Origin of the sequence: Burkholderia sp. ABCPW 111 (assembly GCF_000773065.1) — a bacterium.
Taxonomy (GTDB): domain Bacteria; phylum Pseudomonadota; class Gammaproteobacteria; order Burkholderiales; family Burkholderiaceae; genus Burkholderia; species Burkholderia savannae.
In genome coordinates, this window is record NZ_JPWT01000086.1 from 1 (window position 1) to 21,915 (window position 21,915).

Below are 21,915 nucleotides of genomic sequence, written 5' to 3' on the forward strand. Positions count from 1 at the left end.
AAGGCCGAGCACGTGCACCGGCGCCTCCATCACGTTCTCGAGCACGTTCATGTGCGCCCACAGGTTGAAGTGCTGGAACACCATCGCGAGCTTCGTGCGAATCCGCTGCAGCTGCTTGTGATCGGCGACTTCGAGGCTGCCCGCGCGATCGGCCTTCGTGCGCACCGTCTCGCCGTCGACGACGATCTGACCCGCGTTCGGCCGCTCAAGAAAATTGATGCAGCGCAGGAACGTGCTCTTGCCGGAGCCGCTCGCGCCGATGATGCTGATGACGTCGCCCGCCTTCGCGTTCAGCGACACGCCCTTGAGCACCTCGTTGTCGCCGTAGCGCTTGTGGATGTCCCGCGCCTCGAGCTTGCACGCGGCGGTCGTGGTCGTGGTCTCTGCCAACTGGCTCTCCCTGGAGTGAAATCAATGACGGCCGGCCGCGAGATACGCGAGCCAGTGGCGCTCGGCCCGACGAAAGGCCGCGACGAGTGCGAACGATACCGCAAGATAGATCAGCGCGGCGATTCCGAACGACTGGAACGCCATGTACGTCGCCGAATTCGCGTCGCGCGCGACCTTCAGGATATCGGGCACGGTCGCCGTGAACGCAACCGTCGTCGCATGCAGCATCAGGATCACTTCGTTGCTGTAAAGCGGCAGCGCGCGGCGCAGCGACGACGGCAGGATCACCCGGCGGTACATCGTGAGCGGGCTCATCCCGTACGCGCGCGCCGCCTCGACCTCGCCGTGCGGGATCGCGCGGATCGCGCCCGCGAAGATCTCGGTCGTGTACGCACAGGTGTTGAGCGCGAACGCGAGGATCGCGCAGTTGAAGCCGCTTCTGAAGAACGCGTCGAGGAACGCATGATCGCGAACGAACGCGAGGCTGTACATCCCGGTGTAGATGAGGAGCAATTGCACGTAGAGCGGCGTGCCGCGAAACACGTACGTGTAGAAGCGCACGGGCGTCGACAGCCAGCGGTTCTTCGACACCCGCGCGACCGCGAGCGGCACCGCGCAGGCAAAGCCGATCGCGAGCGACGCGACGAGCAGCCACAGCGTGACGGCAAGCCCCGACATGCGCTGGCCGTCCCAGTAGAAGAACGCGCGCCCGAATTCCTGGAGAATCTCGATCATAGTTCCGCGTGCCTCACGCCGATGGAATAACGCTTCTCGAGCTGCCGGAGCACGAGATTGGAGACCGTCGTGATCGCGAGATACACGAGCGCCGCGACGAGGATGAAGAAGAACATGTTGAACGTGCTCTTGCCCGCGTCCTGCGCGGCTTTCACGACGTCGGCCAGGCCGATGATCGACACGAGCGCGGTCGCCTTCACGAGCACCTGCCAGTTGTTGCCGATGCCGGGCAGCGCGAAGCGCATCATCTGCGGAAACATGATCCTCACGAACACGCGCATGCCGCTCATCCCGTACGCGCTGCCCGCCTCGAGCTGGCCGCGCGGCACCGAGAGGAACGCGCCGCGAAACGTCTCGGTGAAGTACGCGCCGTAGATGAAGCCGAGCGTCAGCACGCCCGCGACGAACGGATCGATGTCGATCTGATCCCAGTTCATCAGATCGGTGAACTGGTTCAGCCAGATCTGAATGCTGTAGAACAGCAGCAGCATCAGCACGAGATCGGGCACCGAGCGGATGAGCGTCGTGTAGCCCGTCGCCATCGCGCGCAGCGCGCGATTGTGCGAGAGCTTCGCCACCGCGCCGACGAGGCCGAGCACGATTGCGGCTGCGAGCGACAGCACCGACAGCTCGATCGTCTGCACGGTGCCGGCCCAGATGAGCGGGCCAAAGCCGTATAGAAACACGCTTGTCTCCGTGATCGTGATGGGAGCGGCGCACGGACGGCTGCGCCGGTTTGACGCGGATAGTCGCAAGCGAAAAAAATCGGCTCAAATGGCGGTGGCGCGCAATGCTGCGCCGCAATATCACGGCGACGCCGGCGCGCGGCACGCGCACAGCACTGTTTTAGCGGGGTAAACGTCGGCGGCGGGCATTGCCGGCCGCGCGTCGTGCGCAGCTTTTTTGTAAGTTTCGAGTCGCTTTTGCGATAGGGACGACGGGCGCGGACGAGCGGCCGCAGCGGACGATTCGCGGCGACGCACGATGATCGGCAGCGGGTTCGCGGGCGTTCGAGCCGCTCGCAACCAGTCGGGCACTGTCGGCAGCGCCTCGAAGCGCGTCTGAGCGCCTGGAACGGCTCCGGATGGCCTCGAAAGGCGTGAATGACGCGCGCCGACAGCGCCAGTGGTCGTCGGCCGCGCTGCGCGGCATTGACCGGCACGCGCGGCGAAAGCCGCGAGATGACGAGATGGCTCGAGGAAGCGACGACGAAGCGAGGACGAAGCGACGACGAAGCGAGGACGCCGTGAGAAGCCGGCGTCAGCGAGTGCCTGCCGGCGCCGAGGAGAAATCCGACGGCCTGCGAGTCACCCCGAGCGCCGACAGATTTTGCGAGCGCGCTCGCGAGCGTCCGCGATCGGCCAAGCCGCTCATGACGACGAACCGGCCATTGCGCCGCAAAGAGCCGGCAAGGCGCGGCAGGCGCTCGGGCGCACGCGGCGCACATGCCTGCGTTCGCGTACGCGCAGGCGCGACGGACGAATACGAACCGATTTGGCCACGCGCCGACGCCCCACGGGGCCGGCCGCCCTCGACGCAGCCCCGCCTCGACGCTCAGTGCCCCTTCAGGATGTCCGAGCGCGACGTCGTATAGACGAGCCCGTCCGGCCCGAAATGAGCGTTGAAGAACGCATCCTGATTGACGCCGTCCTCGAGCCAGCGCCAGCTCCACACCGTCTCCGGCTTGAGCGGATAGCGCGCGACCTCGGTCGGCTTGCCGAGCAGCCGCCGCACCTCGTCCTCCGACATGCCCGGGCGAACCTTCGCGAAGTTCGCGGCCGTCAGCACCTGCGTCGCGGCGACGAAGCGGCCGTTCGCGTCGATGTCGACCATGTAGGTCTCGTTGCCCATCGGGCCGCGCGGATATTCGAGACGCTTCGAGCCGTCGGTATAGACGCGCTCGGTTTCGGGCCGGCCCATCTGGCCGCGGATCTCGGCCTCCGTCGTCACGCCGGGCGTGAGGCCCTTGAGGAACAGCGGCGCGGGCTTGACCGCGTTGAAGAAATCCTTGAATCGCTGCACGGTCTGCTCGCTTTGCTGGTCGTCGCAGCCGGCGAGCACGAGCGCCGCGCCGAGCATTGCCACGGGAAGGACACGGAATCGGAACATCGTCATCGGGAAATGGCGCGACTTGCGCGTGACATCGAACACGCGCGCAAGCATACCGCACCGCGATCATCGTGCGCGGAAAGCGCGACTCGATGAAGCGCTCGAAGTGTGGTCCGTTTCACCGCGACGCGTCGCTTCTCGCGGCTGCTCACGGCTTCTCGTGGCTTCTCATCGTGTCGCGCCGTGTCGAGACGGCACTCGGCGGCGAGCCGCGGTTGGCAATCGCCCCGGCTTCGCGACGCGAAAGGAGGAGAATCGCAACGCCCCTAGCCGCACGGCCGGACGATCGCCGGCGGAACCGCCGAGCGTGCGCGCGGTCGGCTCCCCTTTGAGCCTTTGAGCCTTTGAGCCTTTGAGCCTTTGAGCCTTTGAGCCTTTGAGCCTTTGAGCCTTTGAGCCTTTGAGCCTTCGTGCCTTCGTGCCTTCGTGCCTTCGGACGATCGATTCGGCAGCCCGGCGAGTCAACAGCCGAAAGGAAGCGCCGCGTCGCCCGACCACGCGCTCACAGCAGCGTCTCGACCTCGCGCTCGCGCCGCGCCTCGGCGGCCGCGACGCGGGCCGCGCGCCGCGCGTGGCTGCGAATCCGCCGTCGCGTGCGCGACAGCTCGACGAGCTGCCACGACCCGAGCGCCAGCGCGCCGAACAGCAGCTCGCGCACGCGCTTGACGAGCGCGAGCGACAGCGCCGCCTCGCGATCGACGCCGAACATCTGCGCGAGCAGCACGACGGTCGCCTCCTGGACGCCCAGCCCGCCCGGCACCATGAACGCCGCGTGGCGCACGGCCTGCGTCATCGCCTCGATCGCGATCGCGCCGCCGATCGACACCGGATGGCCGAGCAGCGCGAGCGCCCAGTAAATTTCGAGCGCGCCGACCACGTAGCCGGCGAGCTGCCAGAAGAATGCGCGAAACAAGAGGCCCGCGCGCGACATCAGCGCGTCGATGTCGGCGTCGAGGCGCTTGCCGTCGACGCCTTGCAGCAGCCTGTGCGAATCGCCGAGCAGCCGGCTCGCGAAGCGCTCGATCGCATGGAAGACACCGCCGCGCCGCATCAGCGCGAACGCGAGCACCGGCATCGGCAGCGACAGCACGAGCGCGACGCCGATCGTCTTCGCGCCGACGCTCTGCTGCGTCGCGGCGAGCAGCAGCACGAGGCCGAGCGCGGCGAACGCGTACTGAACGGCGATCGTCACCAGCACCTCGACGATCACCGACGCCGTCACGCGGCTCGCATCGGGCACGCGCCAGCGCGCGAGCCGGATGCCGACGATCTCGCCGCCGACGCCGACGACGGGCAGCAGGCGATTCACCGCCTCGCGCACGGTCGCGATCCACCAGAGGAACGGCAGCGACGCGCGCTTGTCGAGCAGCAAACGCCAGGCGTGCGCGTCGAGCAGCAGCGGCAGGCCGTGAAACGGCACGAGCCACAGCAGCGCGAAGCCGGCCTGGCCGATCACGCGGACGGCGTCGCCGACGCCCTCGTGCACGACGAGCGCGAGCAGGATCGCGATCCCGATCGGCCAGCCGAGCCATTTGATCCAGCGGATCATGACGGCTGCGCCCCGGTGATCCGCGCGCCGCGCGGCAGGCGCGCACGCGCGCGATCGCCGAACACGTCGGCGAAGCCGCCGCACGCGACGCCCGCCGCCTGCACCGCGGCCGCGACGCGCGGCGACAGGAGCGCGGCGAGCTCGTCGGCCGGCCGGTAATCGCGCATCGACGGCGTGATCGGGCCGTCGCCCGCCTCCGCCGGATGCGAGTAGATCTCGCCGACGCCCGGCGGCAGCTTCGCGAGCGCGTCGAGCAGCACGGCCTCGTCCATCGCGCCCGTGTGCTCGATGCCGACCACGTAGTCGTTGTGCGCGATGCCCGCGCGGTCGAGCCGCGCGCGCACGAGCCCGATCCACGGCTTCAGCCAGAACGGCGTCGACGGCTCGTACGGCAGCCGCATCGCGGAAAGCCCGAATTCGCGGCCGATCTCGACGAGCATCGACAGCACGGTCGGATGCAGATGGAAATGCTTGTGCGTGTTCACGTGATCGAGCGCGAGCCCGGTCGCCGCGAACGCCTCGAACTGCGCGCGGATCTCGCGGCGCAGTTGCGCTCGCACGTGCGGCAGGAAGAAAAAGCGGCAGCCGTCCTTCGCCATCGCGTCGCCGAAACGGCCGTCGGGGCCGACGAGCGCGGGAATCTCGCTTGCGGGCAGCGTCGCCGGCCCGTCGGCGAGCACGACGTGCAGGCCGACCGCGAGCGACGGCAGGCGCTTCGCGCGCTCGATCGCGTCGCGCGCGGCCGGCGCGCCGACCATCAGGCTCGCGGCCGCGAGCACGCCGTCGCGGTGCGCACGCTCGACGGCGGCATTGACCCGCTCATGCAGGCCGAAATCGTCCGCCGTGAAGATCAGCGCGCGCCGCGCCGCGTCGGAGGCAGCCACCGATTACGCCTCGTGCGCGCGCAGGAAGCGGAAGAATTCGACGCCCTCGCGCAGACGGCGCTTCATCATGTCCCAGCTCGTCAGCATTTCGCGCAGGATCTCCCAGATCTTCGACGGGCGGAAGTAGAACTCGCGGTAGAAATGCTCGAGCTCGTGGTAGATGTCTTCCTTCGACAGGTGCGGATAGCCGATCGCCGCGAGCTGCACGCCTTCCTTGCTGACGAGGTTGATCGTCTTGTTCTCCTCCATCCAGCCGTTCTCGATCGCCTGGTTGTACAGGCGCGTGCCCGGATACGGCGCGGCGAGCGACACCTGGATCGTGTGCGGATTGATTTCCTTCGCGTACTCGATCGTCTTCTTGATCGTTTCCTTCGTCTCGCCCGGCAGGCCGAGGATGAAGGTGCCGTGGATCTTGATGCCGAGCTTCTTGCAATCCTCGTTGAAGCGGCGCGCGATGTCGGTGCGCAAGCCCTTCTTGATGTTCAAGAGGATCTGGTCGTCGCCCGACTCGTAGCCGACGAGCAGCAGGCGCAGCCCGTTTTCCTTCATGATCTTCAGCGTCGAATACGGCACGTTCGCCTTCGCGTTGCACGACCACGTGACGCCGAGCTTGCCGAGCCCGCGCGCGATCTCCTCGACGCGCGGCTTGAAGTCGGTGAAGGTGTCGTCGTCGAACATGATTTCCTTCACTTCCGGCATGTTGTCGCGAATCCACTTCACTTCCGCGAGCACGCTCTCGACCGAGCGCACGCGGTAGCGGTGGCCGCCCACCGTCTGCGGCCACAGGCAGAACGTGCACTTCGAGCGGCAGCCGCGGCCCGTGTAGATCGACACGTACGGGTAGTTCAGATAGCCGATGAAATAGTTGTCGATCTTCAGGTCGCGCTTGTAGACGGGCGCGACGAACGGCAGCTCGTCCATGTTCTCGATCATCGGACGCGCTCCGTTGTGCTCGATCGAGCCGTCCTTCGCGCGGTAGCTCATGCCGAGAATCTCGGCGAAGGGCTTGCCTTCGGCGATATCCTTGCAGGTGTAGTCGAACTCCTCGCGGCACACGAAATCGATCGCTTCCGTCGCGGTGAGCGAGTTGTGCGGATCGACCGCGACCTTCGCGCCGACCATGCCGACGAGCATCGACGGCTTCATCTTCTTCAGGTCTTCCGCGAACATCGCGTCGGTCGGGAACGACGGCGTGCTCGTGTGGATGATCACGAGATCGTAGTCCTTCGCGATCTTGAGCGTGTCTTCGACCGACAGGCTGTCGGCCGGCGCGTCGAGCACGCGGCTGCCCGGCACGAGCGCGGCCGGCTGCGCGAGCCACGTCGGATACCAGAAGGACCGGATCTCGCGCTTTGCCTGATAGCGGGAGCCCGCGCCGCCGTCGAAGCCGTCGTACGACGGTGCCTGCAAGAACAGCGTTTTCATGAATGCTCCGGTAGCCTGCTGCATAGATATCAATTCGTTCCAGTACAAATGTTTCGAAAACCGCGGGCGGCCCGTGGCCGCCCGCGCATCCCGTATATGTGTCGCGCCGTGTCGCGCGCCCTTCAGCGCCCGTCGCCCGCTTCGACGACGGTCGCGCGCGCGTCGCCGCCGACGACCGTCATCCTGGCGCCCCGCCACACGACCTGCGTGCCGAACGCGGCGACGAGCCACTCGAGCGCGAGCAGCGCGTCGCGCACCGGCACGAGCGGCAAATCGTGCCAGAACGCACGCCAGCCGGCCGAGCCGCGCGCATGCAGCGCGAGCCGCGCGAGCGTGCCGATCGCGGCGGCCGCGCCGGCCGTGGCACCCGCCGCCGACGCCGGGCCGAGCCACGCCGCGAGCGCCGCGCCGGCCGCGAGCCACGGCGCGGTGAACGTGATGAACAGGAAAGCGAAACCCGCCGGATTCAGCGAGCGGATCGTGCGCAGCCAGCGCGTCTCGCGCAGCCAGAGCGGCGCGAACGACGGCTCCGCGACGTCGGTCGCCACGTTCACCTCGGAGAGCACCGTGCGCAGCCCGAGCCGACGCGGCAGCTCGGCGAGCCAGTAGTCGTCCGCGAGTTCGTCCTTCAGCGCCTTGAAGCCGCCGATCGCATCGAGCGTCGCGCGCGTCAACGCGAGCGTCGCGCCGAATCCGAAGCGGCTCGACCCGCCGAGGTGGGTGATCCGCACCGACGGCGCGAACCACGCATCGACGAATTGCGCGCCGATCCGCGTCCAGAAGCCGCCGACGCTGCGCGCATGATACAGGCAAGTGACGACGCCCACCGACGCATCGGCGAGCGGCGCGGTCACGCGCGTCAGATAATCGGGTTCGACCGCGATGTCGCTGTCGGCGATCACGATGCGGCCGTGGCGCGCGCGCTCGGCGAGATTGACGAGGTTGCTGACCTTCAGGTTCGAGCCGTACACGCGCGCGTCGATCACGAGCTCGATGTCGCAGTCGGGATAATCGGCCTGCAGCCGCCGCACGACGGCGATGGCCGGATCGGCCGCCGACGCGACGCCGAACAGCAACTGGTAGCGCGGATGCCGCTGCTCGCAGAAGGTCGCGAGATTTTCGTACAGATGCGGCTCCGCCCCGCACAGCGGCTTCAGCACGCTGACGGGCTCGAAGCCGTCGCGCACGGCCGTGCGCGGCGTGCGCGGTGCCGGCGCGAACGCCGCGAGCACCGCATAGCCGCACGATGCGCAGGTGAGCGCGAGCAGCACCCACCCGACGATGGAAAGCGATTCCGTCATGCCGCTCGCCTCCGAACGATCGGACGGCGGGCGAAACGGGGACACGATGCTTCGGCGGGGACGAATTCGAACACGATCCCAACTCCTCTTACTTGCACTTTCAACGACGCGCAACGCACCGGAACCGGCCGTACGGCCGCAATCCCGAGGCTCCTCGTGCGGCTTTTCGCGGCAAGCGCAGGGAGAATTGAACGGAATCCGTGAGCGCGATTGGTGTGTAGGCCGCGAATTTTAGCAGCGACGCGCGGGCAGCGCTTGCCGCGCGTACCGAAAAGCACTGTTTCTGAACGGCAAATCCACGCAGATGCAATCAATTTCCGCGCAATTGCCCTCCTCTTAGCGTAAGCGCTTTGCAGGAAGCACGCTGTCCAAAACGTAAGGGTTTCTGTGGATTTTTGTACCAGATGAAATATTCGAGCCAAATCGTCCCGGATTTCATCAAATTTCTTGCGATTACAGTCTATTACAGAACAATCTTTCGCGCCGCTCCGCGTCAAGTTGACGCCGCGGCTCGCCCCTGACGACGGCAGGGATATCTTTCGGCCGCCGACGCGATCCGGAGCGCTTTGGCACAATCAGCGGCAACTGTTGTGTGCACGCATCACCGGTGGGCCGCGCCGCACGCGCGTCGGCCCATGTTCCGTCCCCCTACGCCATCGGTTCCGCCGTCGCCATGATCCCGTTCTCCGTTCTCGACCTCGCGCCGATTCCCGCCGGCGCCGACGCCGCACAGGCGTTTCGCCATTCCGTCGACCTCGCCCGCCACGCCGAGCGCCTCGGCTATCGCCGCTACTGGCTCGCCGAGCACCACAACATGCCCGGCATCGCGAGCGCCGCGACCGCGGTCGTGATCGGCCACGTCGCGGGCGCGACGCAGACGATCCGCGTCGGCTCGGGCGGCGTGATGCTGCCGAACCACGCGCCGCTCGTGATCGCCGAGCAGTTCGGCACCCTCGCGTCGCTGTACCCCGGGCGCATCGATCTCGGCCTCGGGCGCGCGCCCGGCACCGATCAGACGACGGCCCGCGCGCTGCGGCGCGACCTCATCGGCAGCGCGGATGCGTTCCCGGACGACGTCGTCGAGCTGCAGCGCTACTTCGCCGCGCCCGCCCCGGGCCAGCGCGTGCGCGCAGTGCCGGGCGCCGGCCTGAACGTGCCGATCTGGCTGCTCGGCTCGAGCCTCTTCAGCGCGCAGCTCGCCGCGATGCTCGGCTTGCCGTTCGCGTTCGCGTCGCACTTCGCGCCCGACTACCTGATGCGCGCGCTCGACGTGTACCGCGCGCAGTTCCGGCCGTCCGCGGCGCTCGCGAAGCCGTATGCGATGGTCGGCGTGAACGTGTTCGCCGCCGACACCGACGACGACGCGCGGCGCCTGTTCACGTCTCTGCAGCAGCAGTTCCTGAAGCTGCGGCGCGGCACGCCCGGGCAGTTGCCGCCGCCCGTCGAGTCGCTCGATGCGCTCGGCGCGACCGAGCAGGAGCTCGCGAGCGTCGCGCAGGCGCTGTCGTTCGCGGCGGTCGGCTCGCGCGATACGGTGCGCGAGCGGCTGCGCCGGCTGATCGCGCAGACGGGCGCGGACGAGTTGATCGTCGCCGCGCAGATCTACGATCACGGCGCGCGGGTGCGCTCGTACGAGATCGCCGCGCAGGTGCGCGACGCGCTTCGCGACGAGGTCGCGGGTTGATGGGGAGGCGCGGCGGCGCGATGTCGATGTCGATGTCGATGTCGATGTCGATGTCGATGTCGATGGCGATGTCGATGGCGATGGCAGCGGTGGCGGTGGCGGTGGCGGTGGCGGTATAGATCTAGATGCGATATCAGCGCCGGCGTCGGCGTCGTCATCGGTAACGTCGCCGCTGACGCAGATGCCGCTATTGCTGCGGATCTTGCTCCGGCTACGCCCACGGATGCGGATGCGGATGCGGATGCGGATGCGGCAACGACGATACATCTGTCGGCAACGCGCGTATCTTCGTGCACGAAAGTGCCAACAAAGCGGCCGACGAACGACCGCCGAATCCGCCGCGAACGCGAACAGGACGAGCCACGCGCGCCCCCCGGTCCGCCGTCCGCCCCGCCCTGCCACGCCGCCTTCCGGCGGTCGCGCCTATTCGCTTGGCGCGCGCGCCGCGTGCGCGGGCCTCGCGTCCGCGAGCCCGTCGAGCAGCGCCTTGTGGAAAGTCGCCGGGTCCTGGATCTGCGGCGCGTGGCCGAGCGCCGGAAATTCGTAGAGCACCGCGCCCGGAATCGCCGCCTGCGCGCGCTTCGCGAGCGCCGGATAATGGCCGAGCCTCGCGTGCACGTCGGGCGGCGCGACGTCCTTGCCGATCGCGGTCGTGTCCTTGTCGCCGATGAGGAGCAGCGTCGGCACCGTGATCGCGCCGAATTCGTAGACGACCGGCTGCGTGAGGATCATGTCGTAGACGAGCGCCGAGTTCCACGCGACGGCGTCGCGCCCCGGCCCGCGATACATGCCAGCAAGCATCTGTACCCAGCGCTCGTAGGCGGGCGACCACCCGCCCGCGTAGTACGTGCGCTGCTCGTAGCGGCGAATGCCGTCCGCGGTCGTTTTCAGCTCGCGCGCGTACCAGTAGTCGACTGACAGCGGCGGCACGCCGAGCGCCTTCCAGTCCTCGAGGCCGATCGGGTTGACGAGCACGAGCTGCTGCGTGTCCTTCGGGTACATCAGCGCGTAGCGCACCGCGAGCATGCCGCCCGTCGAGTGACCGACGATCGTCGCCTCCTTCACGCCGATCGATTCGAGCAACGCGTGCGTGTTGTGCGCGAGCTGCTGGAAGCTGTACTGATAGCGCGCGGGTTTCGTCGACTTGCAAAAGCCGATCTGGTCGGGCGCGACGACGCGGTAGCCCGCCTTCGCGAGCACGTCGATCGTCTGCTCCCAGGTGCCCGCGCAGAAGTTCTTCCCGTGCAGCAGCACGACGGTGCGGCCGTTCGGGCGCCTGGGGAGCACGTCGAGGTACGCCATCTGCAGCGTTTCGCGCTGCGACGTGAACGCGTAGCGATGCACCGGATACGCATACGCGAAGCCCTCGAGCTCCGCGCCGTACGCCGGGCCGTCGCCCTTCGCGCGCGCGGCGGCGCTCGCCGGCGCGGCGACGGCGGACGCCGCGCCGGCTTGCGGCGTAGCCGAGGTCGCGGCCGAGGTCGTGGCCGATGCGGCGCCCGAAGCCGTGGCCAAAGCAGCGCCCGGGACGACGCCCGCAACGGCCGCCGACGGCGCGGATGCGCGTGCCGACGGCGCGCCCGCGACGACCGGCGTGCTTGCGCACGCCGGCGCTTGCGGCATCGCCGTCACCGCGGCGGCCGCGGACATCGCGGCGAGCCGCGCGAACCGCATTATGCGAATCTGGAACATCATCGAAGCCGAGAAGAGAGAAGGAAACGGCCGGCCGGACATTCGCGCGGGCCGCACGCAATTTTACTTTCGACGGGTTGACGACACCCTCGTTACTGTATTACCAGATGTTTCCGCGAATGCGGAAAAGTCATGTATCGTTCGACGTAGTCCGACGAGCCCGCCGCGCGCAGGCACACTCGATCATGAAAAACGTCCTCAGCATTCAGTCGCACGTCATCTACGGCCATGCGGGCAACAGCGCCGCGGTGTTTCCGATGCAACGGCTCGGCGTCAACGTCTGGCCGCTCAACACCGTGCAGTTGTCGAACCACATGCAGTACGGTCATTGGGCGGGCAGCGCGATCGACGCGGCGAAGATGGAGCAGCTCGTCGACGGCATCGCGGCGATCGGCGCGCTCAAGCGCTGCGACGCGGTCCTCTCGGGCTTCCTCGGCTCGCCCGCGCAGGCGCGCGCGGCCGTCGAGATCGTGCGCACCGTGAAGGCGACGAACCCGAATGCGTGGTACTTCTGCGATCCCGCGATGGGCCAGACGGGCGGCATCCGCCCGGAGCCCGGCGTCGAGGAGTTCATCGTCGCCGAGTTGCCCGAGCTCGCGGACGGCATGGCGCCCAATCACGGCGAACTGCAGAAGCTCGCCGGAAAGCGCGTCGAGACGGTCGCGGAGGCGGTCGACGCGTGCCGCTCGATCATTCGCCGCGGCCCGCAGGTGATCCTCGTCAAGCATCTGCACGACCGCAACAGCCCTGCCGACCGTTTCAACATGCTCGTCGTCACCGAAACCGAAGCGTGGATCGGCCAGCGCCCGCTGTATGCGTTTCCGCGGCATCCGGTCGGCGTCGGCGACCTGACGAGCGCGGTCTTCGTCGCGCGGCGGCTGCGCGGCGACAGCGTGCGCGCCGCGTTCGAGCACACGCTCGCCGCCGTGCATGCGGTCGTGAAGGCGACCTACGACGCGCGGCGCTACGAGCTCGAGCTCGTCGCCGCGCAGGACGAAATCGCGCAGCCGAGCGAGTGGTTCGGCGCCTGGGTCACGGGCGCGGATTGATGCGGCGCGCGCACCCGTCCGCGTGTTGACCCGCACGCTCCGTCGCGCGCTTTTGCACCGGACGCCGCCGCGTGGGGGGTTCTCGCCGCTCTCGCCGCTCTCGCCGCTCTCTCCGCTCTCGCTGTCCTCGCTGTCCTCGCTGTCCTCGCTGTCCTCGCTGTCCTCGCTGTCTCTGCCGTCTCCGCCGTCTCCGCTGTCTCCGCTGTCTCCGCTGTTTCCGCTGTTTCCGCTGTTTCCGCTGTTTCCGCTGTTTCCGCTGTTTCCGCTGTTTCCGCTGTCGCAGTTGCCGTCGCCTTCACCCTCAACCTCACCGCAACCACCTTCCTCGCGGCCACCGCTGCAATCGGCGCGCGCGCCTTCGTCGAGACGTCGGCCGCGCGCGTCGCGGGCCCGCTCGCGCCACACGACGAAATCTCGCCGGCCCCCCTGCGCCCGTCTCGCCGCGCCGGCGAGCGCCGTCGCGCTCGCGCGCGCGACACGGCATCCGCATGCGCACCGGCGCACGTTCATCCGGATGACACCGTTTCCCCGATATCCTCCCGGCGGCGTTGCGCGGCGGCGCTGCCGCGCAAGACGGCATCACGCATCGCGACCAACTCCCCTTCGGCCGCTGCCGCTCCGGCGGTCTCGCCCCACTCCAGACAAGGAAGCGACAACATGACCAATCAGAATCGCCGCGACTTTCTGCGCCTCGCCGCCGGCACGGCGGGCGCCGCCGCCTTGCAGCTCTTTCCGCCCGTGATCCGCGAAGCGCTCGCGATTCCCGCGAACCGCCGCACCGGCACGATCCGCGACATCGAGCACATCGTGATCCTGATGCAGGAAAACCGCTCGTTCGACCATTACTTCGGCAAGCTGCGCGGCGTGCGCGGCTTCGGCGATCCGCGCCCGCTCGTGATGCAGAACGGCAAGTCGGTGTTCCATCAACCGATGCTCCTCGGCCCGGCCGAGCTGCCGCCGTTCCATCCGGACGCGTCGAATCTCGGCATGCAGTTCCTGCAGGATCTGCCGCACGGCTGGCAGGACATGCACGGCGCCTGGAACAAGGGCCGCTACGACCGCTGGATCGCGAACAAGGGGACGACGACGATGGCGTACCTCGAGCGCGACGACATTCCGTTCCACTACCAGCTCGCCGACGCGTTCACGATCTGCGACGCGTACCACTGCTCGATCCCGAGCTCGACCGATCCGAACCGCTACTACATGTGGACCGGCTACGTCGGCAACGACGGCGCGGGCGGCGGCCCCGTGCTCGGCAACGAGGAGAAAGGCTACGGCTGGAGCACGTATCCGGAGACGCTCGAGCAGGCGGGCGTGTCGTGGAAAATCTATCAGGACGTCGGCACGGGCCTCGACGCGGCGGGCTCGTGGGGCTGGACGCAGAATCCGTACATCGGCAACTACGGCGACAACTCGCTCCTCTACTTCAACCAGTACCGCAACGCGCAGCCGGGCACGCCGCTGTACGACAAGGCCCGCACGGGCACCAACGTCAGCGCGGGCGGCACCCTCTTCGACGTGCTGCAGCAGGACGTGAAGAACGGCACGCTGCCGCAGGTGTCGTGGATCTGCGCGCCGGAAGCGTATTCCGAACACCCGAACTGGCCGGCGAACTACGGCGCATGGTACGTCGAGCAGGTGCTGAAGGCGCTGACGTCGAATCCGGACGTGTGGAGCAAGACCGCGCTCTTCATCACGTACGACGAAAACGACGGCTTCTTCGATCACGTCGCGCCGCCGTTCGCGCCGCAATCGCGCGACAACGGGCTGTCGACGGTGTCGGCGGCGGGCGAGATCTTCCCGGGCGACGCGACGCACATGGCCGGGCCGTACGGGCTCGGGCCGCGCGTGCCGATGCTCGTCGTGTCGCCGTGGACGAAGGGCGGCTGGGTCTGCTCGCAGACGTTCGATCACACGTCGCTGCTGCAATTCGTCGAGGCGCGCTTCAACGATCGCTATTCGGTGCGCGCGCCGAACGTGACGCCGTGGCGCCGCACGGTGTGCGGCGACCTCACGTCCGCGTTCAACTTCGCGAGCCCCGACGACAGCTGGCCGCAGTTGCCCGACACGAGCGCCTACGCGCCGCCCGATCGCAATCGCCATCCGAGCTACGTGCCGGTGCCGCCCGTCGCGCAATCGATGCCGAAACAGGAAGCGGGCCTGCGCGCCGCGCGCGCGCTGCCGTACGAGCTCTTCGTGCTCGGCCGCATCGACAAGTCGACCGGCAAGTTCAAGCTGACCTTCGCGAACACGGGCCGCGCGGGCGCGTCGTTCCAGGTGACGGCCGGCAATCGCCCCGACGGCCCGTGGGCGTACACGGTCGACGCGCACAAGCGCCTGTCCGATGAGTGGAGCACGGCGCTCACGCTGAGCATCTACGACCTGACCGTCTACGGCCCGAACGGCTTCCTGTGCCAGTTCCGCGGCTCGACCGCCGCGGCGCTCGGCCTCGCCGCGAACCCGGAAGTGATCTACGGCTACGACGTCGCGAACGGCAACGTCACGCTGCGCCTGTCGAACCGCGGCCGCGCGACGGTGCGGCTCACGGTGACGAACGCGTACGGCAACGACAGCCCGCGCGTCTACGAGCTCAAGCCCGGCCAGCGGATCAACGACTACTGGGATCTGCGCGACAGCCACAGCTGGTACGACCTCACCGTCTCCGACGGCGCGCCGAACGGCTTCCTGCGCCGCTTCGCGGGGCACGTCGAGACGGGCCGGCCGAGCACGAGCGATCCGCTGATCGCGACGGTCTGAGCGTCGACGCGCACGCTCGCGCGCGCCGCTTCGGCGGTGCGCGCGGCGAGCGCAACGCGCGCCGGCGATCGCGCCGTTGCGCGACGGGCGCTCGCACGGCGGCGTGATCGCGCGGCGGCGGCCGAACGGTTACGAGAAACACGGGGCGCGACGCGCGCGGCACGGCGCGTCGCACCTGATTGCGTTGCGTTGCGTTGCGTCGCGTCGCGTTGGGTTGCGTTGCGTGACGACCGATCGGTTGCGCGCAGGCGAACCGTCGCACGAAATCGGAATCGCATCGAGCGGCGAGAACGGTGGGCCGTACCTTCTTCGTCGACGGCGCGCACTCGCTGCATCCGCGATCACATCGGTTTCCGCTTGCCGCGCTTCCGCTCCCGTCTTTCTGTTTCTCCCGCCTTCCGTTTTCCGCTCTCTGCGTGCTGCTCATCGTTCGCCGTTCGCCGTTCGCCGTTCGCCGTTTGCCGTTCGCCGTTCGCCGTTCGCCGTTCGCCGTTCGCCGTTCGCCGTTCGCCGGCATCGAGCATCGCCCCGTTTGCGCGAAGCGCAACCTGCGAGCGGCCCATCCGCCGTTCTTTCGATCACCCTCCCCTCCGCCCGCTCACGGCCGCCGGGCGCCGCCTCGCCGCCTTCTGCCGCAATGCGCCGCTCACCCGCACGCACGCAAGCGCGGCGCCAGTCGCCAACAGTCTGCGGAATCGAGGCTTCCCCGCCATTTCCCGCCCGCGCCCGCCGTCGCGCGGCTATGCGCAAATCCGCATCCGATGCGCCGCAAATCGACAAGACTCGCCCAATTTGGCCTTCTATAAATCGGAAAGCCAGCTTCGCCGCGCCGAGCCGACCCGCCGGCCGCGACGCGGGCTTCGTGCATCCGCGCCACTCGCGTCCCGTTCGCGCATCGCCTACAAGGAAAGAACATGAGACTCCGCTCGCCCCTGTCCTCCCTCGCCCTCGCCGCCGCGCTCGCGTGCGGCGCAACCGGCGCCGCGCGCGCCGCCGACGACACGCCCGTCAAGATCGGTTTCGCCGCGCCGCTCACGGGCGTCAACGCGGGCTACGGCAAGGATCTGCAAAACGGCGTGCAGCTCGCGATCGACGACGCCCGCGCGCAGAAGATCAAGATCGCCGGCAAGCCCGCGCGCTTCGAGCTCGTCGTCGAGGACGATCAGGCCGATCCGCGGATCGGCGTGCAGGCCGCGCAGAGCCTCGTCGACAAGAAGGTGTCGGTCGTCGTCGGCCACTTCAATTCGGGCACGACGATTCCCGCATCGGTCGTCTACGACAAGGCGGGCGTCCCCGTCATCGATCCGGCCGCGACGAATCCCGTCATCACGTCGCGCGGGCTCGCGAACGTGTTCATGGTGATCGCGACCGACGGCCAGAACGCGGGCAACGCGGGCCGCTACGCGATCGACGTGTCGAAGGCCAAGCGGATCGCGATCGTCGACGACCGCACCGCGTTCGGCCAGGGCGAAGCCGACGAATTCGACAAGGCGGTGAAGGCCGCAGGCGGCGCGATCGTCGCGCGCGAATACACGAGCAACCAGGCAGTCGACTTCCGCGCGCAGATCACCAGCCTCAAGAGCAAGAACGTCGATCTGATCTTCTTCGGCGGCCTCGATTCGCTCGCGGCGAATTTCATCAAGCAGATGAAGCAGCTCGGCCTCGCCGCGCAATTCGTCGGCGGCGGCGGCGTGAAGGACGCCGAATTCATCAAGATCGCGGGCCCGGCGGCCGAAGGCGCGATGGCGTGGGAATACGGCCGGCCGCTCGACCAGCTGCCGCAGGGCAAGGATTTCGAGGCGCGCTTCAAGAAGCGCTTCGGCGTCGACGTGCTGTCGTACGCGCAATTCGGCTACGACGCGACGTGGGCCGCGATCAGGGCGATGCAGGCGGCGGGCTCGACCGAGCCGGGCGCGTATCAGCCCGCGCTGAAGAAGATCGACTTCGAGGGCATCACCGGGCGCATCGCGTTCGGCGGCGACGGATCGCTCAAGAGCGGGATGTCGACGCTCTATCAGGTGAAAAACGGCGCATGGCAGACGATCGTCACGAAGGGGGGCTGATCGGCCGCCCCTGAATTCGGCGGGCCGCACGCGACGCGCTGCACGCGCGCGGCCTTTTTCCCGACCGGCGCGCATCGCGCCTTTGCCTTGGAGTTTCGATGCATTCGAATGTCGTCATCGTCGGCGGCGGCGTCATCGGCAGCGCGACCGCCTATTTCCTGCGCACGCTCGATCCGGGCATCTCCGTGACCGTGATCGAGCGCGATCCAACGTATGCGCGCGCGTCGTCCGCGCTGTCCGCGGCGTCGATCCGCCAGCAGTTCTCGACGCCGCTGTCGATCCGGATGTCGCTCTTCGGAATCGAATTCCTGCGCTCGCTCGGCGAGCGGCTCGCGGTGGACGGCGAGCGCCCATCGATCGATCTGCACGAAGGCGGCTACCTGTTTCTCGCGACGCCCGCGGGCGACGCGACGCTGCGCGAGAACCACGCGCTGCAGACGTCGCTCGGCGCGCAAATCCGCTATCTGCCGCGCGACGCGCTCGCCGCGACGTTTCCATGGCTGCACGCCGACGATCTCGCCGCCGGCTGCTACGGCGAGCGCGGCGAAGGATGGTTCGACGGCTACGGGCTCGTGCAGGCGCTGCGCCGGAAGGCGCGCGCGCTCGGCGCGCAATACGTGAGCGCCGACGTGACGGGCGCGCGCGTCGACGGGCGGCGCGTCACGCAATTGCTGACGGCCGACGGCCGCGCGTTCGACTGCGACGCGATGGTCAACGCGGCCGGCCCGTGGGCGCGCTCGATCGCGGCGCTCGTCGGCGTCGACCTGCCCGTTCACGCGCGCCGCCGCAGCATCTTCAACGTGACGTCGCCCGCCGTGCTGCCGCGCTGCCCGCTCGTCATCGATCCGAGCGGCGTCTATTTCCGGCCGGAAGGCGCGTCGTTCATCTGCGGCGCGGCGCCGCCGCCCGAGCGCGACTTCGACGATCTGCCGCTCGACGACGTCGACCACGCGCTCTTCGACGAGCTGATCTGGCCGACCCTCGCGCACCGCGTGCCGCAGTTCGAGGCGCTGCGGGTCGCGCGCAGCTGGTCCGGCTATTACGAGTACAACGTGCTCGACCAGAACGCGATCATCGGGCCGCATCCGGACGTCGACAACTGCATCTTCGCGAACGGCTTCTCGGGGCACGGGCTGCAGCAGGGGCCGGCGACGGGGCGCGGCGTCGCGGAGCTGATCGCGCTCGGACGGTACGATTCGCTCGATTTGTCGCCGCTCGGCTTCGAGCGCGTGCTGGAAGGCCGGCCGATCGTCGAGAAGAACGTCGTTTGACGGAAGACGCGCCCGAGGCGCCGCGAGCGCGACGCATGCGCAAGCCGCGAACGAGCTCGGCGGCGACGCGTGCCGCGATGCAGCGGCGCCCGCCCCCTCATTCGCGCAGGCGCGCACACACCCCCATGCGTCGCCTGCGGCGCGTCAGAATCCGACGCCGCGCGCCATCCCGGCCGCCGCGAACACGATCGCGACGACAAGCATCGCCTGCACGTGGCCGATCCGCGCGTACGCGGGCGCGCGCGCGAGATCCGGCAGCATCCCGCGCCGCGCGGTCACGCGCCAGCGGATGAGGCCCGTCATCGGAATCAGTTCGAGCACGAGGATCAGCGCGAGCGCGCCCATTTTCAGATGAAAGAGCGGCGCGTGCAGATAGTATTCGCCGCCCTTCTCGAAGCCGCCGAACGCGCGGACGATGCCCGTCGTGATCAGCACGAGCGCGGACACGCCCCAGATCGCGTCGGCTCTGAACACGTCGGGCAGATCGGCGGACTGCCGCGACGCGGCGACGCGCTTGAGCGCACGGTTGCGCGCGGCGATCGACGCGAGCGCGAAACCGAATGCGAGCAAATGGACGGCGGCGAGCAACCATCGAACGGTCAGCATCGGTCCTCCTTGTGTCGGCCAGGCGGACGCGGCGGCGCGAGCCGGCCCGCCGGCGTCACGCGACCTGCTTGAGCGATGCGTCAAGCGCACGCGCCGCGACGCGGTCTCCTTCCGTCGCGAGCGGCGTGCGCATCACGATCTGGCGGTTATGGCCGACTGCGGCGGGCGAATCCCACAGCAGCTCGAGCTTCGGCCGCGCGAACCGTCCGCCCGTGGGCGGCGCGGGCCGCGCCGACGACGGCGTTTTCGTCGACGCAGGCGGCGCGGCGGGCGCGGCCGGCGCGGCGGCCCCCGGCTGCGCGGCGAGATCCGGTTGCGCGGCGGCGACCGGGGCGTCACTGCCCGAAACGGCGGCCGGTGCATCGATCACCGGCACATCGGCGCCCGGCGCATCGGCGCCCGCCACGGCGGAACAAGACGCAGCGGACGGCTGCGGCTCGGCCCCGTTCGGCCAGCGGACCGACAGCTCGCGCGCGTCGTATTGCCCGACCTTGCGGCTTTCCATCCAGACGACGACGGTGCGCGTGAGCGTATCGAGCGAGATCGCGTAGCGGCCGATCGCATAGCGGCGCGCGGCGACGTTGGTGCGCCACAGCGCGCGCGGCCGGCACATCCAGACGACGGCCGCATAGAGCGCGGGCGCGGCGAGCAGCCAGCCGTTGCTGAGCGTCAGCGCATGCAGCGCGCGGCGCCAGCCGGCCGCCCACGTGAACACGCCGACCGACCACACGGCAAACAGGAAGCCGAGCAGCGCGAAGAAGCGCAGCGCCTGGCGCAGCCACTGCGGAAGCGGATGGAACGGGCGCTCGGCGCGCGCCTGCGCGCCCGGGAGCACCAGCAGCAGGAACATGAGGACGACGTTGATGCACGCCCACGGCGACGACGCCATCGCCGACAGCGACGCGCGATAGCCCATCAGCGACATCGAGAAGAGCCAGCGGGCGAGCAACACGAGACCGATGGCTCGCAACGCGAAAATGACGCCCGAGCCGGGAGCCGGATTCGCACGCGTGGGTTTCGTTCTCGCCAAAACGCTCTCCTCTTGACGGCCTTGCCGGGGCCCGATTTTACGGCACGGCCATTATAGGGACATTACTAGGTCGACTGATGCCCGTGCGCCGCAAATCGCCGGATTGCGTCGTTTCCGGACACAGTGGCGCGGCGTGAATACAACAGATGGCGCGCGCGGTGCGCCCCCCGGGCCGGCCGGAAAACCGGCCCCGAATGCAAAATGCCCCGCCCGGTCGACCCGGGCGGGGCATCGATCAAACTTCCGGCGCTCGACGGCGCTGCGCCGCGCAACGTCGCGCGCGGCGCACATGAAGCGCGTCAGCCCGCGTTGACTTCGCGCAGCACCGTGCGGCGCTTCTGGCGCAGCAACTCTTCGTAGCCCTTCACGTAGTTCCGCGCCATCACCTTCGACGTGAAGCGCGCGTCGAACGCGGCGCGCACGCGCTCGCGCGGCAGCGTGGCCAGGCGCTTGACGGCGGCGACGGCCGACAGCTCGTCTTCGACGACGAAGCCGGACACGCCGTTTTCGATCACTTCGGGCACCGAGCCGCGCTTGAACGCGATGACCGGCGTGCCGCACGCCATCGCTTCGATCATCACGAGGCCGAACGGCTCCGGCCAGTCGATCGGGAACAGCAGCGCGTGCGCGTTGCCGAGGAACTCGGCCTTCTCCGCCTCGCTGATCTCGCCGATGTATTCGACGTGCGGCAGCGAGAAGAGCGGCTTGATCTTTTCCTCGTAGTACGCGCGGTCTGCCTTGTCGAGCTTCGCCGCGATCTTGATCGGCATGCCGGCCTGCTCGGCGATGCGGATCGCCGTGTCGACGCGCTTCTCGGGCGAGATGCGGCCGAGGAACGCGAGGTAGCCCGGCTTCACGTCCGGGATCGGCTTCAGCAGGTTCTCGGGCAGGCCGTGGTAGGTCGTCTGCAGCCAGTTCGCCTGCGAAAGCGGAATGCGCTGGTTGTCGGAGATCGACACGACGGGCACGTCGCTGAACGTGTTGAAGATCGGCTGCAGTTCCGGCAGGTCGAGGCGGCCGTGCAGCGTCGTCAGATGCGGCACCGGCTGGCGCGAGAACAGCGGGAACGGGTAGTAGTCGATGTGGAAGTGCAGCACGTCGAACTCGTCCGCGCGGCGGCGCACTTCCTCGAGCAGCAGCATGTGCGGCGCCATCACGTCGCGAATCGTCGGATCGAGGCGCAGCGCCTGCGGCCACACGGCCTCGAGCTTCGCGGAGGTCTGCGAATCGCCGCTCGCGAAGAGCGTGACGTCATGCCCCATCTCGACGAGCGCCTCGGTCAGATAGGACACCACCCGTTCGGTACCGCCGTACAGTTTCGGGGGAACCGCTTCGTGCAACGGAGCGATTTGAGCGATTCGCATGCG

The 21,915-nt window shown here is 68.6% G+C and carries 17 protein-coding genes; 5 read left to right on the top strand and 12 right to left on the bottom strand.

Going from position 1 to position 21,915, the window contains the following annotated elements; all coding sequences use genetic code 11:
• The 8 genes from X946_RS19885 to hpnI form a co-directional block, all read right to left on the bottom strand.
• Nucleotides 1-390, bottom strand: a 390-nt coding sequence (locus X946_RS19885) for an ATP-binding cassette domain-containing protein (protein ID WP_038751076.1), incomplete at its 3' end; no start/stop codon positions are given.
• A gap of 21 nt (nt 391-411) precedes the next feature.
• Nucleotides 412-1,125 (bottom strand): ABC transporter permease, encoded by a 714-nt coding sequence (locus X946_RS19890; RefSeq protein WP_038751077.1) that lies wholly within the window; start codon nt 1,123-1,125, stop codon nt 412-414.
• The gene (locus tag X946_RS19895) at nt 1,122-1,811 is read right to left on the bottom strand and encodes an ABC transporter permease (RefSeq protein WP_038751079.1); all 690 of its coding nucleotides are present in this window, start codon (nt 1,809-1,811) and stop codon (nt 1,122-1,124) included. The genes X946_RS19890 and X946_RS19895 overlap by 4 nt, the downstream gene beginning before the upstream one ends.
• Before the next feature lie 868 nt (nt 1,812-2,679).
• Nucleotides 2,680-3,240, bottom strand: a complete 561-nt coding sequence (bamE, locus tag X946_RS19900) for an outer membrane protein assembly factor BamE domain-containing protein (RefSeq protein ID WP_038751139.1) — start codon at nt 3,238-3,240, stop codon at nt 2,680-2,682.
• 496 nt (nt 3,241-3,736) lie between these two features.
• Nucleotides 3,737-4,783 (bottom strand): lysylphosphatidylglycerol synthase domain-containing protein, encoded by a 1,047-nt coding sequence (locus X946_RS19905; protein ID WP_038751081.1) that lies wholly within the window; start codon nt 4,781-4,783, stop codon nt 3,737-3,739.
• On the bottom strand, nt 4,780-5,667 hold the full coding sequence (gene hpnK, locus X946_RS19910) for a hopanoid biosynthesis-associated protein HpnK (protein WP_038751083.1): 888 nt from the start codon (nt 5,665-5,667) through the stop codon (nt 4,780-4,782). Before hpnK ends, X946_RS19905 begins: the two co-directional genes overlap by 4 nt.
• A 3-nt stretch (nt 5,668-5,670) precedes the next feature.
• Nucleotides 5,671-7,092 carry a hopanoid biosynthesis associated radical SAM protein HpnJ gene (gene hpnJ / locus X946_RS19915; RefSeq protein WP_038751085.1) on the bottom strand — a complete coding sequence of 474 codons (1,422 nt, stop codon included), beginning with the start codon at nt 7,090-7,092 and terminating at the stop codon, nt 5,671-5,673.
• A 122-nt stretch (nt 7,093-7,214) separates the two neighbouring features.
• Nucleotides 7,215-8,393 (bottom strand): bacteriohopanetetrol glucosamine biosynthesis glycosyltransferase HpnI, encoded by a 1,179-nt coding sequence (gene hpnI, locus X946_RS19920; protein ID WP_038751087.1) that lies wholly within the window; start codon nt 8,391-8,393, stop codon nt 7,215-7,217.
• A 673-nt stretch (nt 8,394-9,066) separates the two neighbouring features.
• Between hpnI and X946_RS19925 the strand changes: the two genes are divergently transcribed.
• Complete coding sequence (locus X946_RS19925) at nt 9,067-10,077, top strand: LLM class flavin-dependent oxidoreductase (RefSeq protein ID WP_038751089.1); 1,011 nt, start codon at nt 9,067-9,069, stop codon at nt 10,075-10,077.
• A gap of 423 nt (nt 10,078-10,500) precedes the next feature.
• Here the strand turns inward: X946_RS19925 and X946_RS19930 are convergent, their stop codons facing one another.
• The gene (locus X946_RS19930; RefSeq protein ID WP_394335870.1) at nt 10,501-11,727 is read right to left on the bottom strand and encodes an alpha/beta fold hydrolase; all 1,227 of its coding nucleotides are present in this window, start codon (nt 11,725-11,727) and stop codon (nt 10,501-10,503) included.
• 227 nt (nt 11,728-11,954) lie between these two features.
• Between X946_RS19930 and pdxY the strand changes: the two genes are divergently transcribed.
• From pdxY to X946_RS19955, 4 genes are all read left to right on the top strand, one after another.
• A complete protein-coding gene (gene pdxY, locus X946_RS19935) occupies nt 11,955-12,818 on the top strand; it encodes a pyridoxal kinase PdxY (RefSeq protein ID WP_038751093.1) in 864 nt (287 codons plus the stop codon).
• A 657-nt stretch (nt 12,819-13,475) separates the two neighbouring features.
• On the top strand, nt 13,476-15,578 hold the full coding sequence (locus X946_RS19945) for a phosphocholine-specific phospholipase C (RefSeq protein ID WP_038751097.1): 2,103 nt from the start codon (nt 13,476-13,478) through the stop codon (nt 15,576-15,578).
• 914 nt (nt 15,579-16,492) lie between these two features.
• Nucleotides 16,493-17,641 (top strand): branched-chain amino acid ABC transporter substrate-binding protein, encoded by a 1,149-nt coding sequence (locus X946_RS19950; protein ID WP_038751099.1) that lies wholly within the window; start codon nt 16,493-16,495, stop codon nt 17,639-17,641.
• A 98-nt stretch (nt 17,642-17,739) separates the two neighbouring features.
• A complete protein-coding gene (locus X946_RS19955) occupies nt 17,740-18,912 on the top strand; it encodes an NAD(P)/FAD-dependent oxidoreductase (RefSeq protein WP_038751101.1) in 1,173 nt (390 codons plus the stop codon).
• Between the two features lie 144 nt (nt 18,913-19,056).
• Here the strand turns inward: X946_RS19955 and X946_RS19960 are convergent, their stop codons facing one another.
• From X946_RS19960 to X946_RS19970, 3 genes are all read right to left on the bottom strand, one after another.
• On the bottom strand, nt 19,057-19,518 hold the full coding sequence (locus X946_RS19960) for a DUF2214 family protein (RefSeq protein ID WP_081989859.1): 462 nt from the start codon (nt 19,516-19,518) through the stop codon (nt 19,057-19,059).
• A gap of 55 nt (nt 19,519-19,573) precedes the next feature.
• Nucleotides 19,574-20,548, bottom strand: a complete 975-nt coding sequence (locus X946_RS19965; RefSeq protein WP_038751102.1) for a hypothetical protein — start codon at nt 20,546-20,548, stop codon at nt 19,574-19,576.
• 299 nt (nt 20,549-20,847) lie between these two features.
• Complete coding sequence (locus X946_RS19970; RefSeq protein WP_038751104.1) at nt 20,848-21,912, bottom strand: glycosyltransferase family 4 protein; 1,065 nt, start codon at nt 21,910-21,912, stop codon at nt 20,848-20,850.
• Between the last annotated feature and the right edge of the window lie 3 nt (nt 21,913-21,915).

Excerpts from the sequence above, each read along its gene's own strand:
- X946_RS19890 (WP_038751077.1), bottom strand. The coding sequence starts at position 1,125 with ATGATCGAGATTCTCCAGGAATTCGGGCGCGCGTTCTTCTACTGGGAC.
- bamE (WP_038751139.1), bottom strand. The coding sequence starts at position 3,240 with ATGACGATGTTCCGATTCCGTGTCCTTCCCGTGGCAATGCTCGGCGCG.
- X946_RS19905 (WP_038751081.1), bottom strand. The coding sequence starts at position 4,783 with ATGATCCGCTGGATCAAATGGCTCGGCTGGCCGATCGGGATCGCGATC.
- hpnJ (WP_038751085.1), bottom strand. The coding sequence starts at position 7,092 with ATGAAAACGCTGTTCTTGCAGGCACCGTCGTACGACGGCTTCGACGGC.
- hpnI (WP_038751087.1), bottom strand. The coding sequence starts at position 8,393 with ATGACGGAATCGCTTTCCATCGTCGGGTGGGTGCTGCTCGCGCTCACC.
- X946_RS19925 (WP_038751089.1), top strand. The coding sequence starts at position 9,067 with ATGATCCCGTTCTCCGTTCTCGACCTCGCGCCGATTCCCGCCGGCGCC.
- X946_RS19930 (WP_394335870.1), bottom strand. The coding sequence starts at position 11,727 with ATGTCCGCGGCCGCCGCGGTGACGGCGATGCCGCAAGCGCCGGCGTGC.
- pdxY (WP_038751093.1), top strand. The coding sequence starts at position 11,955 with ATGAAAAACGTCCTCAGCATTCAGTCGCACGTCATCTACGGCCATGCG.
- X946_RS19945 (WP_038751097.1), top strand. The coding sequence starts at position 13,476 with ATGACCAATCAGAATCGCCGCGACTTTCTGCGCCTCGCCGCCGGCACG.
- X946_RS19950 (WP_038751099.1), top strand. The coding sequence starts at position 16,493 with ATGAGACTCCGCTCGCCCCTGTCCTCCCTCGCCCTCGCCGCCGCGCTC.
- X946_RS19955 (WP_038751101.1), top strand. The coding sequence starts at position 17,740 with ATGCATTCGAATGTCGTCATCGTCGGCGGCGGCGTCATCGGCAGCGCG.
- X946_RS19960 (WP_081989859.1), bottom strand. The coding sequence starts at position 19,518 with ATGCTGACCGTTCGATGGTTGCTCGCCGCCGTCCATTTGCTCGCATTC.
- X946_RS19970 (WP_038751104.1), bottom strand. The coding sequence starts at position 21,912 with ATGCGAATCGCTCAAATCGCTCCGTTGCACGAAGCGGTTCCCCCGAAA.